The following is a 22,347-nucleotide window of genomic DNA, read 5'->3' as shown; positions in this document are numbered from 1 at the left end:
GCCAGAGTGATGAAATTGGTAGACATGACGGATTCAAAATCCGTTGCCTTCACGGGCGTGCCGGTTCAAGTCCGGCCTCTGGTACCAATAACCTTTATAAATCAATAGTTTATGAAGGTTTTTTGTTTTTACCCATCATAAAACCCCACATAGATACTTTCCTAAATGGTGTTAAAATGTTTGTCGTGGCTTTCGCTGGGAAGTTTGGCTTACACTAGTCGGCCTAGCACGAATCATAGACAGTAGTTTTTTCTTCCATATATACAATAGCAATTTCTACGCTTCCGAAAGCTTTTATAATCTTGTTTTCGGCTTCGTTCTTATTTTGTTTATCCATATCAGATTTAAGTATTTGAAGCCAAGTTTTGACTAGTATGGCAGGAGGGCTTTGCATGATGGTCGTCCATGAGTTCGTTTAATCATAAACATAGCTCATGAACTAAGAACCTCAAGAAAGCCGTATCATTTATTGCACTTATACTCAGACTGAAAAGTGCCAAAAGTGGACGTAAACATATAATCAGAGATGTAGTTTAAAAAAGGTGAACGAGTTTTCATTTTAATATCCATGAAACTGTAAATACACACAGTTGCAGCCTACTTGCGTGCATAGTCAAGAAAATAGAGCAATTCGGTCGTTTATCCCCTCAGACCAGATAATTTAACGGGATATAAAATCTATTGGTGGCAAAACCTTAGATAGTTTGGTAAAAATATTAAACATCAGAAATACGACCCCACCCGTGGTAGAAATATGCGCGATTGGGTCTTTATAAACATGTTATGTGCATCAGGAGGCTCTGAAATGTTCAAATTACAGATAAATTTCAAACAGTTTCTAATGTTTATCGCGTAGAGATATCAAATACGGTGCCGTGAATGAACAATGGTGATTAATGAATAAAGTTCTTTTTGCTGCTGTAATCAGCATGCTTTCACGGGCTTTACAAGCCTTATATTAATAGCTAAACGGAAATGAATAAAATGAGCAATGACAAAGAAAAAAGCGAAGACGCACTTGCAACAGATTATCCGACCGATCTTGAGCAATTATATCTATCCAATGGGCTTTCGATTTTAAAAGGGTCTATCAGTGGGACTCCTACTAAGCATTATATTAAATGGAGGGACATTTGGGATGATAACATGACATTTAGGAGAGACGGTAGAGGGCCTGTTCCAGCGGGCCCCTTCCGTGCAATTGCTATCTCAGTTCCCCAGTTTATGGATGAAAATAGATCAGGTTCTGATTACGATGAAGGATACGTCGTTGGAATCCAAACAAAAACGAATAGTATTGCCAGTCAAGTTGTTATGAGATTATCCCAAGTTCGTTGGGAATAGACGGCTATGAGAGTATTTCCTGAAGTCTACATGCGTGATGATATCAACGATATTGGAAATATTCCAAGCGGAGGTTCCTCTCGTAGTCCAGATATAATTGTAAAAAACAAGGAAGTTGTAAATGCTAGTGAGAAATTTGGTCACTACAGCGGAACTATTAATCGGTATGACCTTAGTGATAATGTTGAATTCGGTAATGCTAATTACATATATATTCGAGCATTCAATAAATCGCCTCTGATAGCACATAATTCACATGTAGATTTATTTTGGAGTAAGCCGAGCACTTTAGTCCTTCCAAAATATTGGACATTTATTGGAAAGGCAAGCCTTCCAGCATTACCCAATAATCAAATAGCAATGGTTTCAAAACCGATAGAATGGAACAATGCACCGAATAAAGGTCATTATTGTTTTATTGGATTGATTCACAATCCTTTTGATTCAGCGCCTGATTTATCAAGGATTAGTAGTATAAGGGATTTCAGATCATTCATTAGAAATAATAATAATGTAGCTTGGAGAAATTTTAATGTTGTAGACAACATTCCAAATATTTCTAACGAGTTTAACTCTTACCCTTTTTATGTCAGGGGGCCTGAATTTGATTTAGAGGAACGCATATCTCTTGAAGTATGCTGTGAATTACCAGAGGGAAGTTACGCGTGGGTAACCTTTGACGATTCATTTCAAATCAAATCAAGAGTTGATTTAGAGATAAACAGCTGTAATACCATTTTGTCTGAAGTAAGATCATTTCCGATAGAAGCTCTCTTTAATATTAATTACTTCGTCCCGAAGGATACCAAGCCCGGCGATTACTATATTTATGCTCGGCAATTATTTGAGGGTGATGAAATTGGTAGAATTACTTGGAAAATCGAGGCCAAATATTAACTTTCATAAGCAGAAGAATCACAAACCATAACTATAGGAATTTCATTTGGATCTAATGCATGACCGAACCTATTGTAATCCAATAAAAATAATGTCTGAATTGATTTATATACAATCAGTGAGCATGAATAGGCTACAGGAAGCCCAGTGTGATCCTGTGTAAGTCCCTACAGTTAACCTTTGGGGTAGTACTTTTAGCAGATGATATAGGCTCTATGGATCACCTAGAGATCCTGAGGGATGGCCTTGTAGTTATAGCGGAAGAAAAAACACATTTAGTTATATCACTCTGTTTTACTTGGGATTTTGTCTTAATGTATAATATTTATCTGCTTCAATTAGTAAAATTCAGGGATTAATTAAGTTAAATTAGTGGGGGGTTCTTATCTATAAGCCTAGTAGACAAGAGTACCCCATAGTCACTTTACTAATAGTTCTGAGTTAGTTGTGCATTACAAAGAGAGAACCAATTATTATCGCGGTTAACAAAGTAAAATTAATTACATGAAAGCTACTTCTACTCGGAGTTACAATCTTTTGAGATAATAATTTTATAGCGTCTGTTGTTTCTCTTTGAGTACTTTCAATTTCCTTTTGCATACTTTGCATTATAGACAGTTCATTGCGCATTTTATTGTATTCATCTTCCATTTTCGCTTTCTGAAATAGTGCCTGTTCTTCTACTTTTTCGCTTAAATTATTGACGCTTGAAGTGATAACATGATTATTATTTGAGATTAACGATTCCACACGAGATGTGCCCAAAAAATCTGTGCTAGATATTGGAGATAGAGCAATAGTATCGTTGACAAGTTCTGCATCTTCAATACCAAGGATGCGAAATAATAGGCCTAGGTCGTCAAGCTCTTTTACTCGAAACGCGTAAGAATACAAACACTTTTTTATTCTTTCAGACTTTAATTCAGCCAATATATATTTGTTGTAATCATTCTGTTCTATAAACTCTCTCTCGATAGCGGATTTCTTACTAAGAGCCATATCCCAAAACTCTTCAAGTTCTTTACTGTTAAGATACTCTATGAAATCTTCTCTTAGGCGAGTTATATGATTGACTAATTTCAATGCACCATCTGTAAAAACTAAATATTTATTGAGCTCATATTTACGTGAGGGTACGCTTTCATCAGCAAATATACATTTATTACGTAGTCTGAAACCATAGAAGAGATTTGATAAAAACTCCGTGTCATCTCCATATTTCTCAGAAAAATCTTTGTATTCATTATAATCACATCGAAAATCTTTGTTATTGAACCGACTAATTGAATGATCTTCTATTTTTATTTGCTGGTACACGTAATTATCAATGTAGCAACAAATAGAACTTGGAAGTGGAGAAAAGTTTGCGATAGCAGAGAGAATTAACAAACTTTGAACATCAGTGTTATCAAGCAAATTGTCAAACAAATATCTCCCTGTCTGCTCTATTGAATTAGGATTAGATAATATTGCTGCTACCTTATTCCCCCAAGTACCACCTAAGTATGCAACTTCCCAATAGCGATTTTTCCATTCTTCATGTTCCTCCTGAGTATAGGTGCTCAATATTTCATGAACTAAGGAATTGGCTGCGTAATTATTGGTATTCTCAAGAAAAGCACTGGTTTTCAACTCAGTATTTTTATCGCCTTCAAATAATCGAGAAAATACGTTTATAGCATTGTCTGTACTTGGAAAAAATGCAGAACCTAATACACTGTATGATGCACTATTTCGTCGATTATCGTCGCAGAGAGAGTTTAGTAACTCATTTATGGATGCAATATCTATAGTCGACTCACTATATATAGTGCTTTCACCTGAAGGATCTAAATATTGTTTATTGTATTCTAATTTATTGAACTGAATTAACCTTGGAGTGAATATATACTTTTTCTTATCAAATAGAGTCGAATTAAAGAATATTGAATAAGTTAAGTCAGATATATCACAGGCTGCATGATATGAACTATGTTGCTTAATTAACTCTGCTAAATAGTCAACTTTGACGATGTCATCATGGGAATCAGTGATTTTAATGTGTCTGCCAAATACTCCCGTTGCACCAAACTCATAAAAATCGAAAACTAAAAGTTGTTGTACTGAGTTTAAAACTATAAAAAAATCATTAACTGAAGATTGAAAAGACTCTTCATCACACGGATTAAATAAATATAACTTCGTTTTTAGGTCTTTTAGTAAACTGCTAATGTCCTGAAATGGCTCTAGTGTGTATGTGATTCGACTATTACCACCCCTATCAGGGAACTCGAATAACTCAAGTAGTGTATCTTCCAACTCTAGATTTGATATGCAAAATCTAACTAGATCATAACTTAAGAGTCCACTTTTTAGACCTTGGAGATATGTACATTTTTCTTGATATGAGAATTCATTAAATAGAAAAGCTCCCAGCACTGCAGATGTAGGAGAAATGTTGTTGGCTAAAGTAGCTGTATAATCAGTTGTCAAACTCAATGAAACCTCCTTTGTATAAAGACCATACTTACTCATTGTTTTATGGGCTTAATATTCCTAATTATCTGTACGTTATACATACTGCCTAGTAACATGTACAGTGTTAAATTATCAAGCATTAACTGAGATTAGCTTTGTAAAATTATGCAGATATATTACGTGGATGGAGTTTGTGGCTCTGGTAAAACACAAACAGCAATAAGAAAGATTTTAGACAGGATTAAAGCAGGTGAAACAGTAGTTTACGCTACCGAAACAAAAAAGCTACTTGAACAAACCAAAGAAGGACTGGAACGACTAAACGTCCCTTGCAGTATTATTGTTGCTCCAAAACAGTCAAGTTGGCGCAAGAATTACAAATCTGTGATTGAGGAGATAATTAAGGGAATCTCATCAGCTTCAGAGTTTCCACATGTCATCTTGTGCACCACTAAGTCGTTAATCCGAGCCGCTTATGACATCTCTGACAATGTCAAGCTGCCTCTTTATATTGACGAAGGTTTCACTGTTGCTGAGGGCAGTGAAATTATCAGTAACACGGAATCAGAAACAGATGGGCTTATGTTCAGGCTTGGGTTAGCAGAAACGAAGCCTGAGGGATTCGATGGACTTGGCTATAAGTTTCCGAAAGAACACCAAGATATTGTACTGTATGCAAGAAATCCATTAATGATTGTCCATCCGAAAGCGTCTGGCTCGAAGCTGCAGTGGAATACCTATTTAAATTTCCCCGCTTTTTGCTCTAAATTCTCAGATATTACATTACTTGCGGCCTGTTACGAAGATACACTGCAATATCACGCATTACAATCAGCTGGGATAAAACAGGTATCATTGGACTGGGGATTAGCTACTGAACACGTTACCAAAGGCTCTGTTAATATTGCATATGTTTTAGAAAATTCTGAATGGAGAACGACACGTAAGGCTAGGTTAACCGATGCTCAACTTGAAGACATAATGCTTACCTTTGAACGAGAGCATTGGGACGAGTTTATTAACGTTAAGAAAATTGGTGATGGGGGGATTACACTAAGCGTTAAATCTCATGGGTTTAATGATTATTCTAAGGTTCATCATTTCATGGATCTACATACTCAAATGCCAATCCCATCAACAGAGAAGTTTTACAGAGAACATTTAGGTATGAATCAATCTGACATCCGAAAAGCTTGTTACCATTATGACCGTTACCAAGGTGCACTGAGAACATCTATCAGGAATAGTAAGCATAATGATTTAGGTACTGAAGATTTATATTATTGTTTTGGTGATAAGGCTACTGCTGAATATTTTGCAAGTAAGCTAGCTCCTTGGGTTAATAAAAGGGTCTACAAGTTACCCATTGATTTAGAGATTGACACCGAAGGAAAGGCCACATACTCGAATAAAGTGAGTGACAATAAAGCAGAGCAGAAAGCTAGAAGTAGGGATAGAACTAAACTAACTGAACTTACCCCATCTTTGAATAAGTTAGATGAAGCTTTAATTTACCTGCGTGATTTTAGACGTAAGAATCCTAACAAAAGAATAACCAAAGCAATCTACCAACAGGTAGTTAAGGAGTTTAGCTAAATAATCTTAGGTGACCAAAGTATTTAATGGGGTACTCTTGTCTTTAAGCCTATAAGGTAAGAATCCCCCACTAATTTAACCATTGAAATACCTAAGTTTACTAAGTAAGCAAATTGATATTATACATTTAGAATAAACCTTGAGTAAAACAAAGGGATATAACTAAATGTATTATTTTCCTTCTGCTATAACTACAAGGCCTCCCTTATGATCTCTAGGTGATCCATAGAAGCTATTACATCTGCTAAAAGTACAACCCCAAAGGGTAATTATAGGGGCTTACACAGGATCATACAGGGCCTCCTATGATCTATTCTTGTGGTTACCTAGAAACAGAAATTATGACTAGTGCTGCCCAATGTAATCTTGGGTACCCCCAGTGTCCTTTTTGCTTCCACTCATGAAGCAGATACAAGGTGAATTGATTGCCTTGGGTAACCTAGGGTTGACGATTTGGGGTGCCGACATTAAGCTATATATTCATTTAACTGTACCTAGGCATGCGGGATACAGCGAGATTAGAGGCCATCAAGATTATCCGGCCTCTGGTACCACTTTTATTCGTTAAGAATAAAAGCATAACAAACCTGCCTCGGCGGGTTTTGTTGTGTTTACTGCAGTGACTGTTATTTAGTTAATTGACTCTTATGCCATTAATCCAGTGTAAAAATTTGGCTTTTCGTTCTGTAGTGATGTCTGCTAATTTATCTAGTAGCGCCTTAATCTCCTTATCAAAGTCTTCCTCTTTAAAGTCAGGAAGGTAACTTTTTAGCTGGTCGATATCGTCCACATTATTTTGATCGGCAAATTCAAGTAATGCCGCTAATGTCACTAAGTTTTCTTCTTTTATACCTGCATTGGATGCAATGTTACGCATAGCTAAATATCGAGCTCGATTAACATATCGTTTAATACTTCTGGGGGTATGGTTAGATGTGCCCAATGCTTGAGCCCAAACAGCTATGGCTTTTACAAATGGCGCTGAGTCTTGCTCTACAATTTGTTTGCGTTGGCGGAACCGCTCTAAGCGGATCACTAACGCGATTAAGCTAATCGTGAGTATAGGAATAACAATATAAATAGTTTGATCTTGTGTTGTGGGCTTCTCAAAGCTTGATAACACCTGTAAGGGCTTAGTTTTAGGGATTGAGTTAGTTTGAGCGCTTAACTCTGTATTATTAGTTGTGCTTTCATTGGCGTCAGTTGGGCTAGAAGTTTGTTGAACGTCAGTTGAGTTAATGGAAATTACCCCAGCAAAATAGCTACCTAAAATAATGCTGCTAGACAAGGCTACAAAAAATAAAATAGGTGATAACCAGTTCCACTTTTTCGTTTGGGTAAATGCTGCTTCCTCTTTACTTGTAATTAAGGAGCCGACTTGGGCTGGTGTGGCAGCTGGTACTGGGATTTCTATATTAATGATCTTTTCTAAATACCGGGTCGCTTTTAGTGTTAAATCTTGGTTAGTTAAATCCTCATGGGTGCCGCGATAATAACTAATGATGGCCTTTTCAACAGGTTCACGCTCCATACCAAGTACTATGTAACAGTTACCACTACACACTAGGTAATTTAGGGTTTCCATCACGTCCATAATTCTTGACTCTTTGCATCTATCTAGGTCATCGATAAAAATTGTGAGGGTAGAATCGCCAAGTGCTTTACATAACAAATTGAACTCCTTAGCAAATTTTTCTCTTAAGCCTACATTTGAACGTAAATCTAAGTTTCGGCCAGGAGAGCCAAATAATAATCTAATGGGATTGTTTGACGTTACCATTCTAGATAGGTTATTCATACTTGCTAACAGCAGAGGAACTCCGCCCAGTAAGGTGGTGATAATAGCGGTGAAATTTTGCCAATTTTCTTTATCTTTCGGGCTGGATAACATGGAAATATCGAATTCTTGTAAGGTTAACCAATAACTGATTGAACCAAAGAAAAATAATGAGGCAACAAGGTACATGAAAGGAGATTCAGACCAACGCATTTTAAACAAATTCCAACGATACAATAATCCGGCTGCGGTCCAAAAGTGCGGAATTGCCTTTGACTGAACTGCATTTAACAGCCCAGCTAAAAACTGCTCTTCGTTTTGATGATGCCAAGCATTGATCCATACCGGCCGAATTCGATAGGATTCTAAATTTTGTTTTAAAAAATTCATGAGTGACGATTTACCACTGCCCCACACTCCAGAAATGGCTAAAGTTAATGGGGCCTTAGTGCCTGTATTACGCAAAAAGCTAGATAGGGCTTTTGAAATTTCTACAAAGCCTAATTTGTCTTGAGCGCGATCATTTGCTGGTGCGTCTGAAATAAAGTTATCTATGATTTGTTGTTCGCTGACTACGTTTAGGTCATGCTCAGTATGTGTGACACGCAAGGTGCGAATTGACAAAAAACCAAAAGTAAAAAGAATCAGCAAAGAAAAAGCCGAAGGATAAAGTTCTGGTGATGGAAGGCTTGTGGTTGGCAACAACATATCACCTTGTTGGTTTAATGTGAGTGCATTGGGATCTGCACTTATAAACGCACTCGCAAGAGCTGCTATGGTTTTTAAGTTATTGTTATTGTCTGTGTAATTAAAAATGTTACCGTTAACGATTTGCCAAGATGACAAAATGTTTATGTTAGCAGGACTAAAAGCCAACCAAGTTACCCCATTGACTTGGTATTCTATTTCAATTACTACCCCACTTGATTGACCAGCGCCTGCTTGCCAGCCATTGGAATAGTGGCGGGATAAACCATAGGCGTTTTCAACCACATTATATGCACTTGCTCTATTTACAATATGATCTCTGACTATTCTTACAAAGCGACTACTTATGCTGTTTGCGTCTTCATGAGTTTCTTCAGCTAGCTCTGTTGGGGCTGGGCTGTAGGATTTTTGTTGGATCTGTTGTTGGTATTGGACGTTTTTTGATGGTTGTTTTTGCTGTGGAATTGACGGAAGGCCTACATAACCACTTAAGGTCACTTTGGTTATGCGACTATCCTTAGGTATCGAGACAAATAGCTGGTCAATTTGAGTTTTAGAATTTTCTGATAATTCATTAGTATCATTAGCTAAATCGATGTTTTGTTGAGTGGATAATTGCTCACTGTTGTTGGCACTTAAATCACTTAACACCCCCGTAGGTGAAATACTTTTTCCTTGGCCTGATGCAAACTTTAAGGCTAACAGCTCTCCAATCACTGCATATTCTTTGATTGGTGAACTGGTATTTAAAATGGTCACCCTATAAATACCATTTTTTTCAATTGGCTGTAGCCAGCTTTTTAGGCTGAACAAATCAAACTTGCCATTAAAAGGGGTAGGGTTGGGTGCCATGATACTGTTTGCAAAATAGGCTAAAGCAATGCCTAAAATCATAATCAAAATAGATAAGGCAAATTTTTTACGGGGAAATTCTGATTTGATTTTTACAGGTTTTGAGTTATCGGAACTCGGCTCTGTGGGGCCTTTGGTATCGAGTGATTGCTTATCAAAATCCCTAGATTTTTGTCGCGGTGCCTGAGCCATATCCTTTACCTTCATTGGGCAATTCCATCTTCTAACTTCAGAATAGTCTTGCCAATTAAATTAGTAAAGTAACGGCTGTGTTATGCAATCGAAGAGGGTCCATACATGGTATTACACTGTGCAGTGACTTTATTGCATATGTATTATCAGTGCTTTATGCTTTAAATATCCAATAAAAAGGATTTGTTACTACAGTGAAGCGATTTCTTAGTGAACTTAGAAGACGACAGGTGGCAAAGCCCTTATTAGCTTATGTTGGCTTTGCTTGGTTAATTCTGCAAGTCGTGAGTGTGTTGGGCAGTGTAATGGTGGTGAGTCCGTTAGTTGGGCCCGCTACGTTTTTGCTTTTAGCTTGCGGTTTCCCGGTGGCAATATACTTAGCTTGGCATTTCGACTTTAGCTTTGACGGTATTTCACGCACCCCTAGTTTAGATCAAGAAAACAACCCCACTATTAAACCTTTAGGTTGGTTAAATTGGGCCGCTTTATGTTCAGTTGTATTGATAAGTGGTTTTGTAGGTGTGCAATACTTCGACTCGATTAAATACGAACTACAAGCAACTCAAAAAGATTTAGCGACTGTAAAACTTGCAGACTCTATCGCTGTTCTTCCTTTCACTGACCAAAGTCCAGAGCAAAACCAAAGTTATTTAGCCTTGGGGCTAGCTGAAGAGATCACCAGTTTACTGGGTCGTTCAGAGGGTTTTACCGTATCAGCTTCTCGTTCCAGTCAAATATTAGCTGAAAAAGGCCTAACCCCTGTGGATATTGGTCGTCGCTTAGAAGTAAAAACCGTACTTACTGGCAGTGTGCGTGCCCAAGATCGTCGTCTTAAAATTCGAGTGGAGTTGTTAGATACCGAAACTGGCCATGCCTTATGGACCGAAACATTTTTACGTGAGCTAAAAGATATATTTGCTGTAGAGAGTGAAATTGGCCGAGCTATCGTCAACCTGCTGCAAGACAAATATTTAGAGGCCGGCAGTTTTAACAGTTTAGCTAGCACCAACAGTACAGATGCTTATGTGATGTATCTAAAGGGCCGTGAACAATATCGTAAACAAACTACTGAATCCATGAAAAAAGCGCGGCAGTTTTTTGAGCAAGCATTAGCGCTAGATCCTGAATACGCCAAAGCCTATGTGGGCTTGGCAGATACACTTGTATTACTTGCTGAAGGAGAGTTGCGATTTGGCGTAATTCAAACCGATATCGCCGCAGCCTTAGCTCAACAAAATATTGATAAGGCGCTGGTGCGCCAGCCTGAAATGGCCGAAGCCTATGCCGTGAAGGGGTATATTTCATTCATGCAAAATAAGTTTGATGATGCAATAGAAGATTACAACAAAGCTATACAACTAAATCCAAGCTTAGCTATCGCTTACATGTGGAAATATCTGACTTTAAATTCGTTACAACGTTTTAACGAGTCTTTTTCTGCTTTAGAAAAATCCCTTGAACTCGATCCCCTGTTTCTAACTGGAGCTTATAATTGGGGATTTGAATTGACATATTTAGGGCGCATTGAAGAGGCAGAAAAAGTTTTCAAACAGCTGAAAACTGATTTTCCGGATTCTACATTTTCTTATCAAGGTTTAGCGGATATGTACTTTAGTCAAGGTGATTTTGTTGGTGCAATCCGTGAATCGCAAAAAGCAATGCAACTTTCACCAGACAATCAAGAATTGGCATATAAATTTATTGGGCCACTTATTCAGTTAGGCTTAACTGACATCGTAAAGGGAATGACAGGTTCCCCTGTGTTAAGCAACGCGATTGAACATTATTTTGAAAATATCTTAATTTTTGAAAACAAAATTGAAACTTTATTTGATCGAATGAAGTTTAAACTTGACGCTAATCCTGATGATTATTGGGTTCATTTTGAAGCGGGGTGGTACCAAGCGATGTTTGGCGATAACCAACTAGCGTACAGCTTACTAACTGAAAAAATAAACCTGATAGATCAATCCGAAGTGTATTTAATGCCACATTGCTCCCCTGCAATTGAAATAGCTTGGGCGCTACTAGAGTTAGGAAGTGAGACCGAAGCCATTAGTTTCATTCTTCATTGTAAAAAATTACTAGATGAACAACTGCAATCATCGATAAGTTATTTTGAGTTGGATTATTTAACAGCTAGAATTTTTGCAATGCAGGCTGAGCCTCAAAAAGCCATACAAGCATTGTCTAAAGCTATTGATAATGGTTGGCGAGAATGGTGGACTAAGCATGACCCTCTACTACAAAATTTATCTCAAGAGGCTGAGTTTAAAAAATTGATTCAGTTTATTGATAATGACTTAGCTAGGCAAAGAATCGAAGCCGCGGTTTTATTTGCAGAATAATGTAAATATATTTATTCAGGACTGATCATAAAACATAATAAAAGGCGCTTTTAGAACAGCACCTTGTTAAACTCAAGCTTGTTATTACAAGATTACTTTTTACTGTTTTTAGCACGTCGGGTTAAAAATGCAGTACTTAACCCTAACAACAATATGCTTAAAGGGTTGGGGGTAGTCACTGGGTTAGTATCTGGCTGAGGATCAGCACTTGCCGCTAAAATTCTTAAAATTTCTGGCTCCGAACTAAAAAGTGTTGGGGCAAATGACTCATCATAACTAGTAAAGTCAATACTAGGGTGGCCACATATTTCAAAAGCAGGCTCAACATCACCAGGGTTTGGAGGGGCTATTGGGCCTGGGTCAGGATAATTTATTGGATCAGCTGCATGATCTGCGACAGCATATAAGTAATTATTATACTTCTCTAGTGCATCAATATAAGGCTGATGTTCGTCGTTTATAATACATGTTGGATTGAATTCAAACCCCGCTGGGTTTGAAGGGTCTCTGTTTTCCCAAAAAAACTTGCCCTTTGAAGACATAATACTTACGTTTACGGAAACTGCATAATCTCCAGGAGCTAAATCAAATATGGGGGCAGAATTTAGTGTAACCCATCCTTTGTCAATTTGGCCGTCTGCAGTGGCTAAGTCGCCAGTTGTGTTTATTCCACCACCTGCTATTTCTTTACCATCTACGAACCAATCTACGTCATAAGTCACATCTTGGGTGTCGAAAAACAAACTGAAAAAACCAAACATATTCAATGCTTCACCTTGTTCAAACTCCCACACACAAGGTTCGCCATAAAGATCAAAGTTTAATTTATCAATACCCTGGTCTCGTTCTGTTTGGCTGATTTTACCGTCATTAAAATCATCATGCAGATAATTAATTTCTTGATCTTTATCGTGTTCGTCAGACTGTGTATACCCATTTATACAGGTATTGGGCACCGCCCCTAAACCTCGGCCACCGCCACCCACTGTTTTGCTTATACTGTTGGCAAATAAATTGGTGTAAGAAGCCTCTTTTATACCCACTTGATTTAAGTGTTGATTATCTAAGTAATAAAATGTTTGTGAAAAATTACTACTTCTCGAACCTCTACCACTAGTGCGTAGGAGGGCTGCTTCAGCAATTTGCACAAATAAATATAAAGCTAAAAATAATATGGCGGAAAAATGGAGTTTGCGGGACATGTGTGTACCTCGATGTTTTTATAAGCTAGATAGAGCACCTGCCATTTTGAGAAACAAAAACATCGGAAAGTGGGGTAAGAATAGTATTATTCCTGTTTGAAATATAAGCAATATTCACACCTTGTATATTTATTCTATATTTTTCAATAACTTGTATTAAGGTGTTTTAGTTTGGAATTAGTAATTGTAAAAAAAATGGACAAACATGGGGATGAATTTAACCCTAAGTTTGCCCTTATGTGGCTTATTCGTCGCCTAGTAAACTTTCACTCATAGGGTCGTAATTAAAAGCGCCCAAAAATGTGGTGAAATAATCATTGGTTACACCACTTAGTTTAGTGCTGTATTCCAATTCAAATACTAAAATAATCCAGCTGATGTTTTCCAACTTGTTCTTTTTGGCTTTACTTAACAAATTAACCATAAACGAGCTTGAACATGAACATTGGCCAGCTGCGGTTTGAATATCGATAAGGCCATCATGACTGCCATTTGTTTCCATATTTTCAGGTAAAAAATACGCGAGATTGTAATTGTCTGACCAAGTGTTTTTAGCCCGTTTGTTCTTTTTAAAAAAAGACTCTTCGAAGTATTCATCTGGAATATCAGCATAAGGCGTGTCTGAAACCCAAATTGATACTTTGTTTTTTTTATCGAAAAGTAAAGCTTTGTTAGTTGATCTAGTATTTTCTGGCATGTGAGAGTTTCTATTAAGTGGTCGACAGGCTAATTATTCTAAAGTAGTAGACACTAAATGCGAAAACAATTCTACGTAGCGAATTTAGTTGTTTATACTAGCTGCTTTGTGCCTTGTAAATGTAATCTTGGTGGATTTGTATTTTATGCAAAGTTTTTTAACTGAACTTTTTTTACATACAGATAATAGTCTGTTAGCTGTGTCTGCTTATAATCCCTGGCTAGTTGTCTTGTCAGTATCAATTGCAATTTTTGCCTCTTTTATGGGGTTTCAAGTTGCTCATCAGGCTGCCAATGCGTCTCGAGTGCGTAAACATTTTTCCTTGTTAGTTGGCAGCATTGCTTTGGGCGGTGGTGTATGGTCCATGCATTTTATTGGTATGTTGGCCTTAGAGTTATGTACCGATATTACCTATCAATTTGATTTAACCGCTATGTCTTTATTACCAGCGATAGGCGCATCATGGATTGCATTAAATTTAATCACTAGAGAAAACCTTAAACCATATCAATTGGTATTGGGTGGTGTGTTAGTAGGGGCTGGTATTGGTGTGATGCATTATGTTGGCATGGCTGCTATGGAAATGGCACCACTATTGCGCTACGACTTGTTTATGTTTTGTGTGTCTATTTTGGTGGCTGTGGTACTGGCTATTTTATCCCTTTGGATCAGTTTTGGACTAGATAACTTTTCAGGAGTTAAATTAAGTAGCAATTTAAAAATAGCCATCTCTAGTATTGTGATGGGGGCGGCTATTTCTGGCATGCATTACACTGGAATGGCCGCTGCGCGATTTGTATTACCTCCAGGTATGGAGGTATCGCAACAAACCAATGAGATCTCATTTTATTTAGCCTTAGGTATAACTGTTATTACTATTTTTATTATTAGTTTGGTTTTAGCTTCTAATTTAGTGTTTCGTTATAAAGATATTTCTGCCACTGCTACCCAAAATGAAAAACGCCTAACCGCCATAATGGATACGGCTGTAGATGGCATTATCACCATAGATGCTAAAGGTATTATCGCCAGTATTAACAAGGCTGTTACTGATTTGTTAGGCTGGGAAGCTCAAGACTTGTTAGGCAAAAATGTAAAAATTCTGGTGCCAGAAGCACTACAACATAATCACGATCAGTATATTGAAAACTACTTGCAAACCCGTGTAGCTAAAATCATTGGCTCTGGACGTGAGGTCGAAGCCAACGCTAAAAACGGTGAGAAAATCCCTATTCGGTTAGGAATAGGTCATGTGGAGTTTAATCAACAACATATGTTTGTGGCGTTTATTTCTGACCTACGTGCCAGAATTAAAATGGAGACAGAGCTTAGAGAAAAAGAAGCGCAAATTCGTGCCTTGCTTACTAACATTCCTGGGATTGCTTATCGATGTTTAGATGTACCAGGCTGGCCAAATTTATTTATTAACGATGAAGTAGAAAACATCCTAGGCTATCCGGCTAAAGACTTTTTGTTACCTGATCCTAAACGCAGCTTAGGGAGTTTTGTACATCCCGATGATGCCAGTGTTATTGCCAATAGCAATTTACGCGACCCTGATGGGTATCAGTTAGAATTCCGATTTATTGATAGATACGGTAACACCAAATGGATGTTAGGCTATGGCCGCGCGAGTATGGTAGAAAACAGTGATGACTACTATTTAGATGGCTTTATTATGGATATTACCGATCGTAAAAAAATAGAGTCTGAACTGGTACTAGCTAAGAACAAGGCTGAACATGCGGCAGAAACTCGCTCTGCATTTTTAGCTAATATGAGCCATGAAATTCGTACACCAATGAATGCCATTATTGGTTTTAGTGATATTTTACTCGACGAAGAATTAGCTGATAGCCAACGTAAAAATTTAACCACTATTAATCAATCTGCTAAGTCTTTGTTACATATCCTTAATGATGTGTTAGACAGTGCAAAACTAGATAAAGGTAAGTTTCAACTTGAGTATCGAGATTTTTCAATTGTCGAGGAAGTTGACGCTGTAGTCTCTACTTTATGGTTACAAGCTCAAAGTAAGGGGTTAGAGCTTGAGCTTAATATGCACCCTGATGTGCAAGGGTTTTATAATGGTGTGCCAGATAGGATCAGGCAAGTATTTACGAACTTGCTAGGCAATGCGATTAAGTTTACCGAGCAGGGAAAAATTATTATCACTATTGAACCAGCAGCAGAGAAATTTGTTAAGTTCATAATAAAAGATACCGGTATAGGCATGACTGAGTCACAGTTAAGTAGTGTGTTTGATGCCTTTGCACAAGCAGATGAATCTATGAGTCGGCGTTTTGGTGGAACAGGGCTTGGCACCACTATTAGTAAACAACTCGTTGAATTGATGGGGGGCTCGATTTCAGCGACAAGTATTAAGGGACAAGGCTCTGAATTCAGTTTCGAGATACCCTTAAAATCAGTCACTCTAACTAACCAAGCTCTCAAGTCTCAACAACAATTTACTTTACCTAGCTTAAAGGTATTGATTGTGGACGACATAGATCAAAATATTGAGCTATTGACACTGATACTAAAGCGAGACGGGCATTCAGTGACAGATGCTAGAGATGGTGAACAAGCATTATTGCAAATGCAGAAAGATACCTTTGACCTAGTATTAATGGATATTCAAATGCCAGTTATGGATGGTTTAACCGCAGTTAAATTAAGACGACAGTATGAACAGAAGCATAGTTTAGCTCATACACCTATTATTGCTTTAACAGCAAGTGTGTTGCCTCAAGATAGAATATCAGCAGAGCATGCTGGTATGGATGGGTTTGCAAATAAACCTATAGACGTACCGCAACTTATGAATGAAATAGCCAATGTGCTTAAATTGTCGGCTGATTTTGTGATAGACAATAAGGTGAGTGAATCGAATCAAAAAATAGATGTCCAGTCTGGGATAAATTTGTGGGGTACTAAAGCTAATTTGTATACTGAAATTAAACGCTTTATTCAACAAAATGAAGTGGAGATATTTGAATTAGATACTTTATTAGCAAAGCAGAACTTTAAGTTGTTAGCTGAAACCTGCCATAAATTTAAAGGCGTATGTGGCAATATCGCCTTGCAATCAATGATGCAATTATTTAGTCAATTGGAGCAGGCTAGTATCGCCAATCAAAAAGCAGAAAGCCAATTATTGATTGAACAAACCCAAACTGAGTTAAAAGCAATCGAAAGTTATGTGAAGTCAGGTGAAGATAAAAAGAGTAACAGTGAACTAACCACAAGAGATCAAAGTCTTAAGGGCAATAATCAGCTTATAGAAACTTTACGACAAATTAGTCAATACGTAACAAATAATGAATACGAAGAAGATTTACTCACTAAATTGTCAAATATGGCTCCTCTGCGTTCTATTGAAATCAAAGGGATTGTTGATGCTTGCAATGATTTTGAATTTGAAAACGCGAGTCATTTAATTGACCAATTGATTAATGAATTACTTCAAGATGAAAATGAATAATATGCAAGACAGCAGACAAAAGGTTTTAGTTGTTGATGACGAACCTACGAATTTACGGGTACTTAACCAAGTACTCAATCAAACTTATAAACTAACCTTCGCAAAAAGTGGCCAAGAAGCCCTACGTTTGGTTGAAAAAGAGCGGCCTGACTTAATTTTATTAGATGTTATGATGCCCGAAATGACCGGTTACCAAGTGTGTGAGACATTAAAACAAAGTGAACTGTTTAAATCCATTCCGGTTATTTTTGTCACTGCACTAACAGATGCGGGTGACGAAGCCAAAGGACTAAACTTAGGGGCGGTAGATTATATTTCTAAGCCCATTTCACCTGCTGTGGTAAAAGCTAGAGTTAAAACCCATTTGTCTTTGGTAGATGCAGAAGAGTTAAGAAGAACAAGGCTTCAAGTGATCCAACGTTTGGGCAGAGCTTCAGAATATAAAGACAACGAAACCGGTATGCATGTCATGCGTATGAGTCATTATTCTAGAATTGTAGCCTTAGCATATGGGTTTACTCAGGCTGAAGCTGAGAACTTATTTAATGCCGCGCCTATGCACGATATTGGTAAAATTGGTATCCCCGACAGTATCATGCTTAAACCTGGTAAATTAACCGATGAAGAATTTACCATAATGAAATCCCACCCTGAAATAGGCGCTGAGATACTGGGGGATTCTGATTCTGATCTCATTGAATTAGCTAAGGTTGTGTCTATGACTCACCATGAAAAATGGGACGGCACAGGTTACCCTAATAAACTAAAAGGCTCAGAGATCCCAATAGAAGGACGTATTGTTGCCTTAGCCGATGTGTTTGATGCACTGACCAGTGTGCGGCCATATAAAGACGCTTGGACTGTTGAAAAAGCCATGGATTTTATTCATAGCCAAAAAGGGCAACACTTTGATCCGCAGTTAGTGGACCTATTTACTCAACAACTGAGTGAAATTCTTGAAGTAAAAGACCAATGGAAAGATTAAGTTAGCTTTACTCATGACAGGTATAACTCAATGTGTAATGTGTTAGAACCAACTGCGGTGGTATTGATTAGTAATTTATTACACAATAAAGACACTAATAAAATTAAGCCAAATATATTTAGTCGGTAATGAGTAAAAAAATAGATAAAAAAGGCGGAAAAATTCGTCAGGATAATTATAAAAAAATCTTAAATGCTGCAGAGCAAGAGTTTGCAAAATCAGGCTTAAAAGGCACCACTATACAAAGTGTGGCTAATGCCGCAGAGTTACCCAAGGCTAATGTTTTATACTACTTCAAAACTAAATCTGATTTGTATATTGCAGTCTTAAAACAAATATTAACCATTTGGAACTCGAGTTTCGATCAAGCCACAGCAGATGATGAACCTGCAGAGGTATTGGCTGCTTACATTAGCGAAAAAATCGAAATATCCCGGATCCGCCCTGATTTATCCAAAATATTTGCCTTAGAAATTATTAATGGCGGGTTAAATTTAGATGAAGAATTTAGATTAAATCACCGTACTTGGGTTGAAGGTCGAGTCGCAGTTATAAACCAGTGGGTAGCCAAAAATAAAATGGCGGTAAAATCAGCACATCACCTACTTTATACTATCTGGGCAAGTTGCCAACATTATGCTGACTTTTCTGCACAAATTAGCCAATTAACTAATCGAGATATGCAGCAAGCAGATTTTGACCAAGCTTCAAAAAGCCTCATCCATTTAATTTTAAAAGGCTGCGAGTTAGAAGTTCCTGAACAATATTGTTGAATATTTAATACAAAAAACCGGAGCGTTTGTTTTTATTTATACCTAGATTGGTATAACAAAGCTCCGGTTTTTCTTTTTTAGTTTTTAACTTAGTTAGAATTTGTAACTCAACATCACAGAGCCGGTTCTGCCTTCAGATGGTTTCACCACTACAGAATCAAATAGATCAGCAGAGGTATAATATTTTTCATCAAATAAATTATTGATTGAAAATAGTACTTCGTAATTCTCTGCCACATAACCTACAGATGCAGTCCATACCATATAGCTGGGTAATAATATCGTTTCCAACACGTCTGTGTAAGTTTCGTCAGCCCAACCAAAACCTACGCTACTAGTGAGTCTGTCATCGCCCAAAGGTTGATTGTAGTTTAAGTAAAAACTCATTGAATTGTCCGGTAGCCCACCACGATCTAATTCAACACCTGTGCCAATAAAGGTTGAACGGTTACCACCAATTCTGCCGCCGTATACTTGGTAGGGCTCTAAACCATTTTGCATGGCGAAGTCTGCACCATTAATGATGGCTAAAGCATTGTCACTGACTTCAGTGGTTTCGATATGAGTCGCCGTGGCTGTAATAGAAAAGTACTCATTTAACAGTGCTCTGGTTTCAAACTCGATACCTGTGCTTGATACTGCAACCAATGCTTGAGTTTGGCCTATTCGGTCGGTTTTTTCTTGATCATATACCGATAATGCGGCGTAGACAGAGTCATCATCATTGGTGTATTTAAGGCCTAGTTCCATCAAGTCAGAATCGGCTAAGTATTCACCATTATCTACACTGCTGGCAATTATTCCGCCTAACTGGTTAGTGGTAAGTGAATTGGACTTAGCGTATGTGGCGTAAGGAATAAAACCAGAATCCATTTTGTAGGAGACACTGATGTTATAACTTAATGCGGTTTCTGTATCGGTATGTACTTGTCCATCGCCAAATGGAATACCTAACAAAGATACAGCTTGATCTTCTGCTTCTACATCGTAGTAGTCATAACGTGCACCTAACAAGACAGACCATTGGTCTAAGGCAATATCAGCAAGATAAAACACACCTAAATTGGTTACGTTTGAAACTTGTTCTTCGTTGTAGTTTCTGCGAACTGTGCCTTCTATTCCTGTAGGGTTGCCGTCTTCATCATATAAAATGGTGGCATCTTCGTATGGGTCGTCAACTGCCCAGTCAATCCTATCGTTGGGAGTAGGGCCCACTATTATGTCTCGGAAATCAAAGGTTTCGTCATAGAAAGCATGGTTTAAATCTAGATCTTCGTTACGCAGACTCGCACCAGCAATATGTTGAATAGAGTAGCCATCGCCTTGAGTTTCAAACATTAAGCTAGAGCGAAATTCTGCTGCTACGGCACCTGGATAGTCAGCAGTAAATCCCCAACTTTGGAATTTTGTATGATCCATGTAGTCATAATAAAACTGGTTTTTCCAAGTCATATCCCCATCAAGATAGGTAGTGAAATCTAAATAGGCAGTAAAGGCAGTTGAATCAGCAAAATCTATGTCATCAATAAAAGTTGTTTTATGATCGATTTGCGCAGTCCCTGGATCCGTTAGGGCATAACCATCAATAAAACCAGGCGCCCCAGGGCAAGATAACAAATTACCATCGTAAACAAAGTTATTGTTGTCTGCTGTACCTGGGCTACAAAATGATCCAACGCCTGAAAATGACGAGTTAATAAAAAATGGTGCAAAAGGCGTGACGAATCCTGACTCTTGGGGTAATAATCTATCTGCACCAATTGGATTGTCAGAGTTCCTAATGGGGCCTGCACCAGTAATATAGGTGCCATTGTCAATTAAATCTTGCGTAACCCTGTTCCATCCAGGTACTTGAATGCTGTCAGAGGTTTGGGCTTGAAAACCGAATTCCATTACAGTGTTTTCAGTTAGATCTAAATCTATAGCCACTTGCAACATTTCGTTGGTGGGTTCGTAATCGTTATAAAAAGATCCCGAGTTTTCCGCTTCTGCAAATACGTAAATACCACCTTGTTTATCACCTAAGGTAAAAGGTGTACCGACTTCAGCAGCTAAGATTTTTTGCGAGTAACTACCTAGGGTTAAATCTATTTTGCCAGTAACAGAATCAATATATTTTGTGGCGTCAGATTTAGCTGATTTAGGGGAATAGTTAAGCTGACCACCCACACTACCTGTGCCATATAAAGGACTTACCGGGCCACGCATCACTTCTAGTTGTTTAGCACCCCGAATATTGGTTTTGAATGCGCCAGGGTTGGCGATGCGGCGAAATCCTCTAAAATAGTTATCGGCAGATTCACCTCGAATATCCATGGCACCTTGAATGCCAAAAAATGAACTGGTCATGGCTCCTGGTGTCATTCTGACTAAATCATCAACACTGCGTAAACCATAGGCTTCTATTAAGTCTGCGCTGACTTCAGTCACAGCTCTGGGTGTTTCAACAAGTGATTTGTCAAATCCAAAAGCACTGCTTGAATCTGGTGGCATGATGGTATTGATATCACGGGCACCGACAACAGATATTGTTTCCATCTGCTCTTCTTCTTGTGCGTGTGAGGGTAAGGTTATCGATACTGTAGTGACTGCTGCAATAGCTAGTGCCAGTTTATGTTGTTTAAAAGTGTTCAATGTTTGTCTCCGTATCGGTGTTTACCCGTGTATAAAATATGTGCTTGTGTATTCGCTTTGCTGAATTTTTTTGCTGAGCCCTAAGACTTTGGTGATTCAGTCAAAGATGAAATTGCAACTGTTATGCCAAAAAAGTATTTTTCTGACCAATTGGTTAGAAATCTAGGGTTGAGACTAATTAACCGATTTAAAAACACTTACAATATCTTGCTTTGTGCTCATAAAGTGTGCAGCCACCCTAAAATTGGGCAGCTTCTCAGGTAACAGGGTTATTGCTTTGAATAGGATTAGTGCTGTGTATATGAGTTTTTAATCGATGGCTTTTTATAGATGATTTTTTATAAACTCTATTTTTAATTGTGAGTTAAGTGATAGGAATAACTATATTGAAAAATCAGCCC

13 protein-coding genes and 1 tRNA gene are annotated in these 22,347 nt (G+C 37.8%); 9 read left to right on the top strand and 5 right to left on the bottom strand.

What is annotated here, in order from left to right:
• From L0668_RS11475 to L0668_RS11465, 3 genes are all read left to right on the top strand, one after another.
• Positions 1–87, top strand: a tRNA-Leu gene (locus tag L0668_RS11475).
• Between the two features lie 1,059 nt (positions 88–1,146).
• On the top strand, positions 1,147–1,344 hold the full coding sequence (locus L0668_RS11470; RefSeq protein ID WP_235312710.1) for a hypothetical protein: 198 nt from the start codon (positions 1,147–1,149) through the stop codon (positions 1,342–1,344).
• A gap of 6 nt (positions 1,345–1,350) precedes the next feature.
• Positions 1,351–2,241, top strand: coding sequence for a hypothetical protein (locus L0668_RS11465; RefSeq protein WP_235312709.1), 891 nt, complete (start codon positions 1,351–1,353; stop codon positions 2,239–2,241).
• A 441-nt stretch (positions 2,242–2,682) separates the two neighbouring features.
• On the opposite strand, the gene L0668_RS11460 is transcribed toward L0668_RS11465, so the two are convergent.
• Positions 2,683–4,719, bottom strand: a complete 2,037-nt coding sequence (locus tag L0668_RS11460) for a hypothetical protein (protein ID WP_235312708.1) — start codon at positions 4,717–4,719, stop codon at positions 2,683–2,685.
• Between the two features lie 144 nt (positions 4,720–4,863).
• Here L0668_RS11460 and L0668_RS11455 point away from each other — a divergent pair, with 144 nt between their 5' ends.
• Both L0668_RS11455 and L0668_RS11450 read left to right on the top strand, forming a co-directional pair.
• Positions 4,864–6,294 (top strand): DEAD/DEAH box helicase family protein, encoded by a 1,431-nt coding sequence (locus L0668_RS11455; protein WP_235312707.1) that lies wholly within the window; start codon positions 4,864–4,866, stop codon positions 6,292–6,294.
• A gap of 400 nt (positions 6,295–6,694) precedes the next feature.
• Positions 6,695–6,862, top strand: coding sequence for a hypothetical protein (locus L0668_RS11450; RefSeq protein WP_235312706.1), 168 nt, complete (start codon positions 6,695–6,697; stop codon positions 6,860–6,862).
• A gap of 66 nt (positions 6,863–6,928) precedes the next feature.
• Here L0668_RS11450 and L0668_RS11445 read toward each other — a convergent pair whose 3' ends face one another.
• On the bottom strand, positions 6,929–9,838 hold the full coding sequence (locus L0668_RS11445) for a KAP family P-loop NTPase fold protein (RefSeq protein ID WP_235312705.1): 2,910 nt from the start codon (positions 9,836–9,838) through the stop codon (positions 6,929–6,931).
• A 215-nt stretch (positions 9,839–10,053) separates the two neighbouring features.
• On the opposite strand from L0668_RS11445, the gene L0668_RS11440 reads away from it, so the two are divergent.
• A complete protein-coding gene (locus tag L0668_RS11440; protein WP_235312704.1) occupies positions 10,054–12,171 on the top strand; it encodes a tetratricopeptide repeat protein in 2,118 nt (705 codons plus the stop codon).
• Positions 12,172–12,263: 92 nt separating this feature from the next.
• On the opposite strand, the gene L0668_RS11435 is transcribed toward L0668_RS11440, so the two are convergent.
• Together L0668_RS11435 and L0668_RS11430 are read right to left on the bottom strand one after the other, a co-directional pair.
• Positions 12,264–13,373 (bottom strand): hypothetical protein, encoded by a 1,110-nt coding sequence (locus tag L0668_RS11435; protein WP_235312703.1) that lies wholly within the window; start codon positions 13,371–13,373, stop codon positions 12,264–12,266.
• Between the two features lie 244 nt (positions 13,374–13,617).
• Complete coding sequence (locus L0668_RS11430; RefSeq protein WP_235312701.1) at positions 13,618–14,070, bottom strand: immunity 22 family protein; 453 nt, start codon at positions 14,068–14,070, stop codon at positions 13,618–13,620.
• Between the two features lie 145 nt (positions 14,071–14,215).
• Here L0668_RS11430 and L0668_RS11425 point away from each other — a divergent pair, with 145 nt between their 5' ends.
• From L0668_RS11425 to L0668_RS11415, 3 genes are all read left to right on the top strand, one after another.
• Positions 14,216–17,554, top strand: a complete 3,339-nt coding sequence (locus L0668_RS11425; RefSeq protein WP_235312699.1) for an MHYT domain-containing protein — start codon at positions 14,216–14,218, stop codon at positions 17,552–17,554.
• Complete coding sequence (locus L0668_RS11420) at positions 17,547–18,539, top strand: response regulator (protein WP_235312697.1); 993 nt, start codon at positions 17,547–17,549, stop codon at positions 18,537–18,539. The genes L0668_RS11425 and L0668_RS11420 overlap by 8 nt, the downstream gene beginning before the upstream one ends.
• A gap of 128 nt (positions 18,540–18,667) precedes the next feature.
• Positions 18,668–19,312, top strand: a complete 645-nt coding sequence (locus tag L0668_RS11415; RefSeq protein WP_235312695.1) for a TetR family transcriptional regulator C-terminal domain-containing protein — start codon at positions 18,668–18,670, stop codon at positions 19,310–19,312.
• A 93-nt stretch (positions 19,313–19,405) separates the two neighbouring features.
• Here the strand turns inward: L0668_RS11415 and L0668_RS11410 are convergent, their stop codons facing one another.
• Entirely contained in the window at positions 19,406–21,946 is a 2,541-nt protein-coding gene (locus L0668_RS11410) for a TonB-dependent siderophore receptor (protein WP_235312693.1), read from the bottom strand.
• Positions 21,947–22,347: the final 401 nt, after the last annotated feature.

This window comes from Paraglaciecola algarum (assembly GCF_021532655.1).
GTDB lineage: Bacteria > Pseudomonadota > Gammaproteobacteria > Enterobacterales > Alteromonadaceae > Paraglaciecola > Paraglaciecola algarum.
The sequence above is the reverse complement of the archived record's forward strand: the minus strand, read 5'-3'. Positions and strand labels throughout refer to the sequence as shown.

Bases quoted from the DNA above. Each gene is read 5' to 3' on its own strand.
- L0668_RS11470 (WP_235312710.1), top strand. From the start codon at position 1,147: ATGACATTTAGGAGAGACGGTAGAGGGCCTGTTCCAGCGGGCCCCTTC.
- L0668_RS11465 (WP_235312709.1), top strand. From the start codon at position 1,351: ATGAGAGTATTTCCTGAAGTCTACATGCGTGATGATATCAACGATATT.
- L0668_RS11455 (WP_235312707.1), top strand. From the start codon at position 4,864: ATGCAGATATATTACGTGGATGGAGTTTGTGGCTCTGGTAAAACACAA.
- L0668_RS11450 (WP_235312706.1), top strand. From the start codon at position 6,695: ATGAAGCAGATACAAGGTGAATTGATTGCCTTGGGTAACCTAGGGTTG.
- L0668_RS11445 (WP_235312705.1), bottom strand. From the start codon at position 9,838: ATGAAGGTAAAGGATATGGCTCAGGCACCGCGACAAAAATCTAGGGAT.
- L0668_RS11435 (WP_235312703.1), bottom strand. From the start codon at position 13,373: ATGTCCCGCAAACTCCATTTTTCCGCCATATTATTTTTAGCTTTATAT.
- L0668_RS11430 (WP_235312701.1), bottom strand. From the start codon at position 14,070: ATGCCAGAAAATACTAGATCAACTAACAAAGCTTTACTTTTCGATAAA.
- L0668_RS11425 (WP_235312699.1), top strand. From the start codon at position 14,216: ATGCAAAGTTTTTTAACTGAACTTTTTTTACATACAGATAATAGTCTG.
- L0668_RS11420 (WP_235312697.1), top strand. From the start codon at position 17,547: ATGAATAATATGCAAGACAGCAGACAAAAGGTTTTAGTTGTTGATGAC.
- L0668_RS11415 (WP_235312695.1), top strand. From the start codon at position 18,668: ATGAGTAAAAAAATAGATAAAAAAGGCGGAAAAATTCGTCAGGATAAT.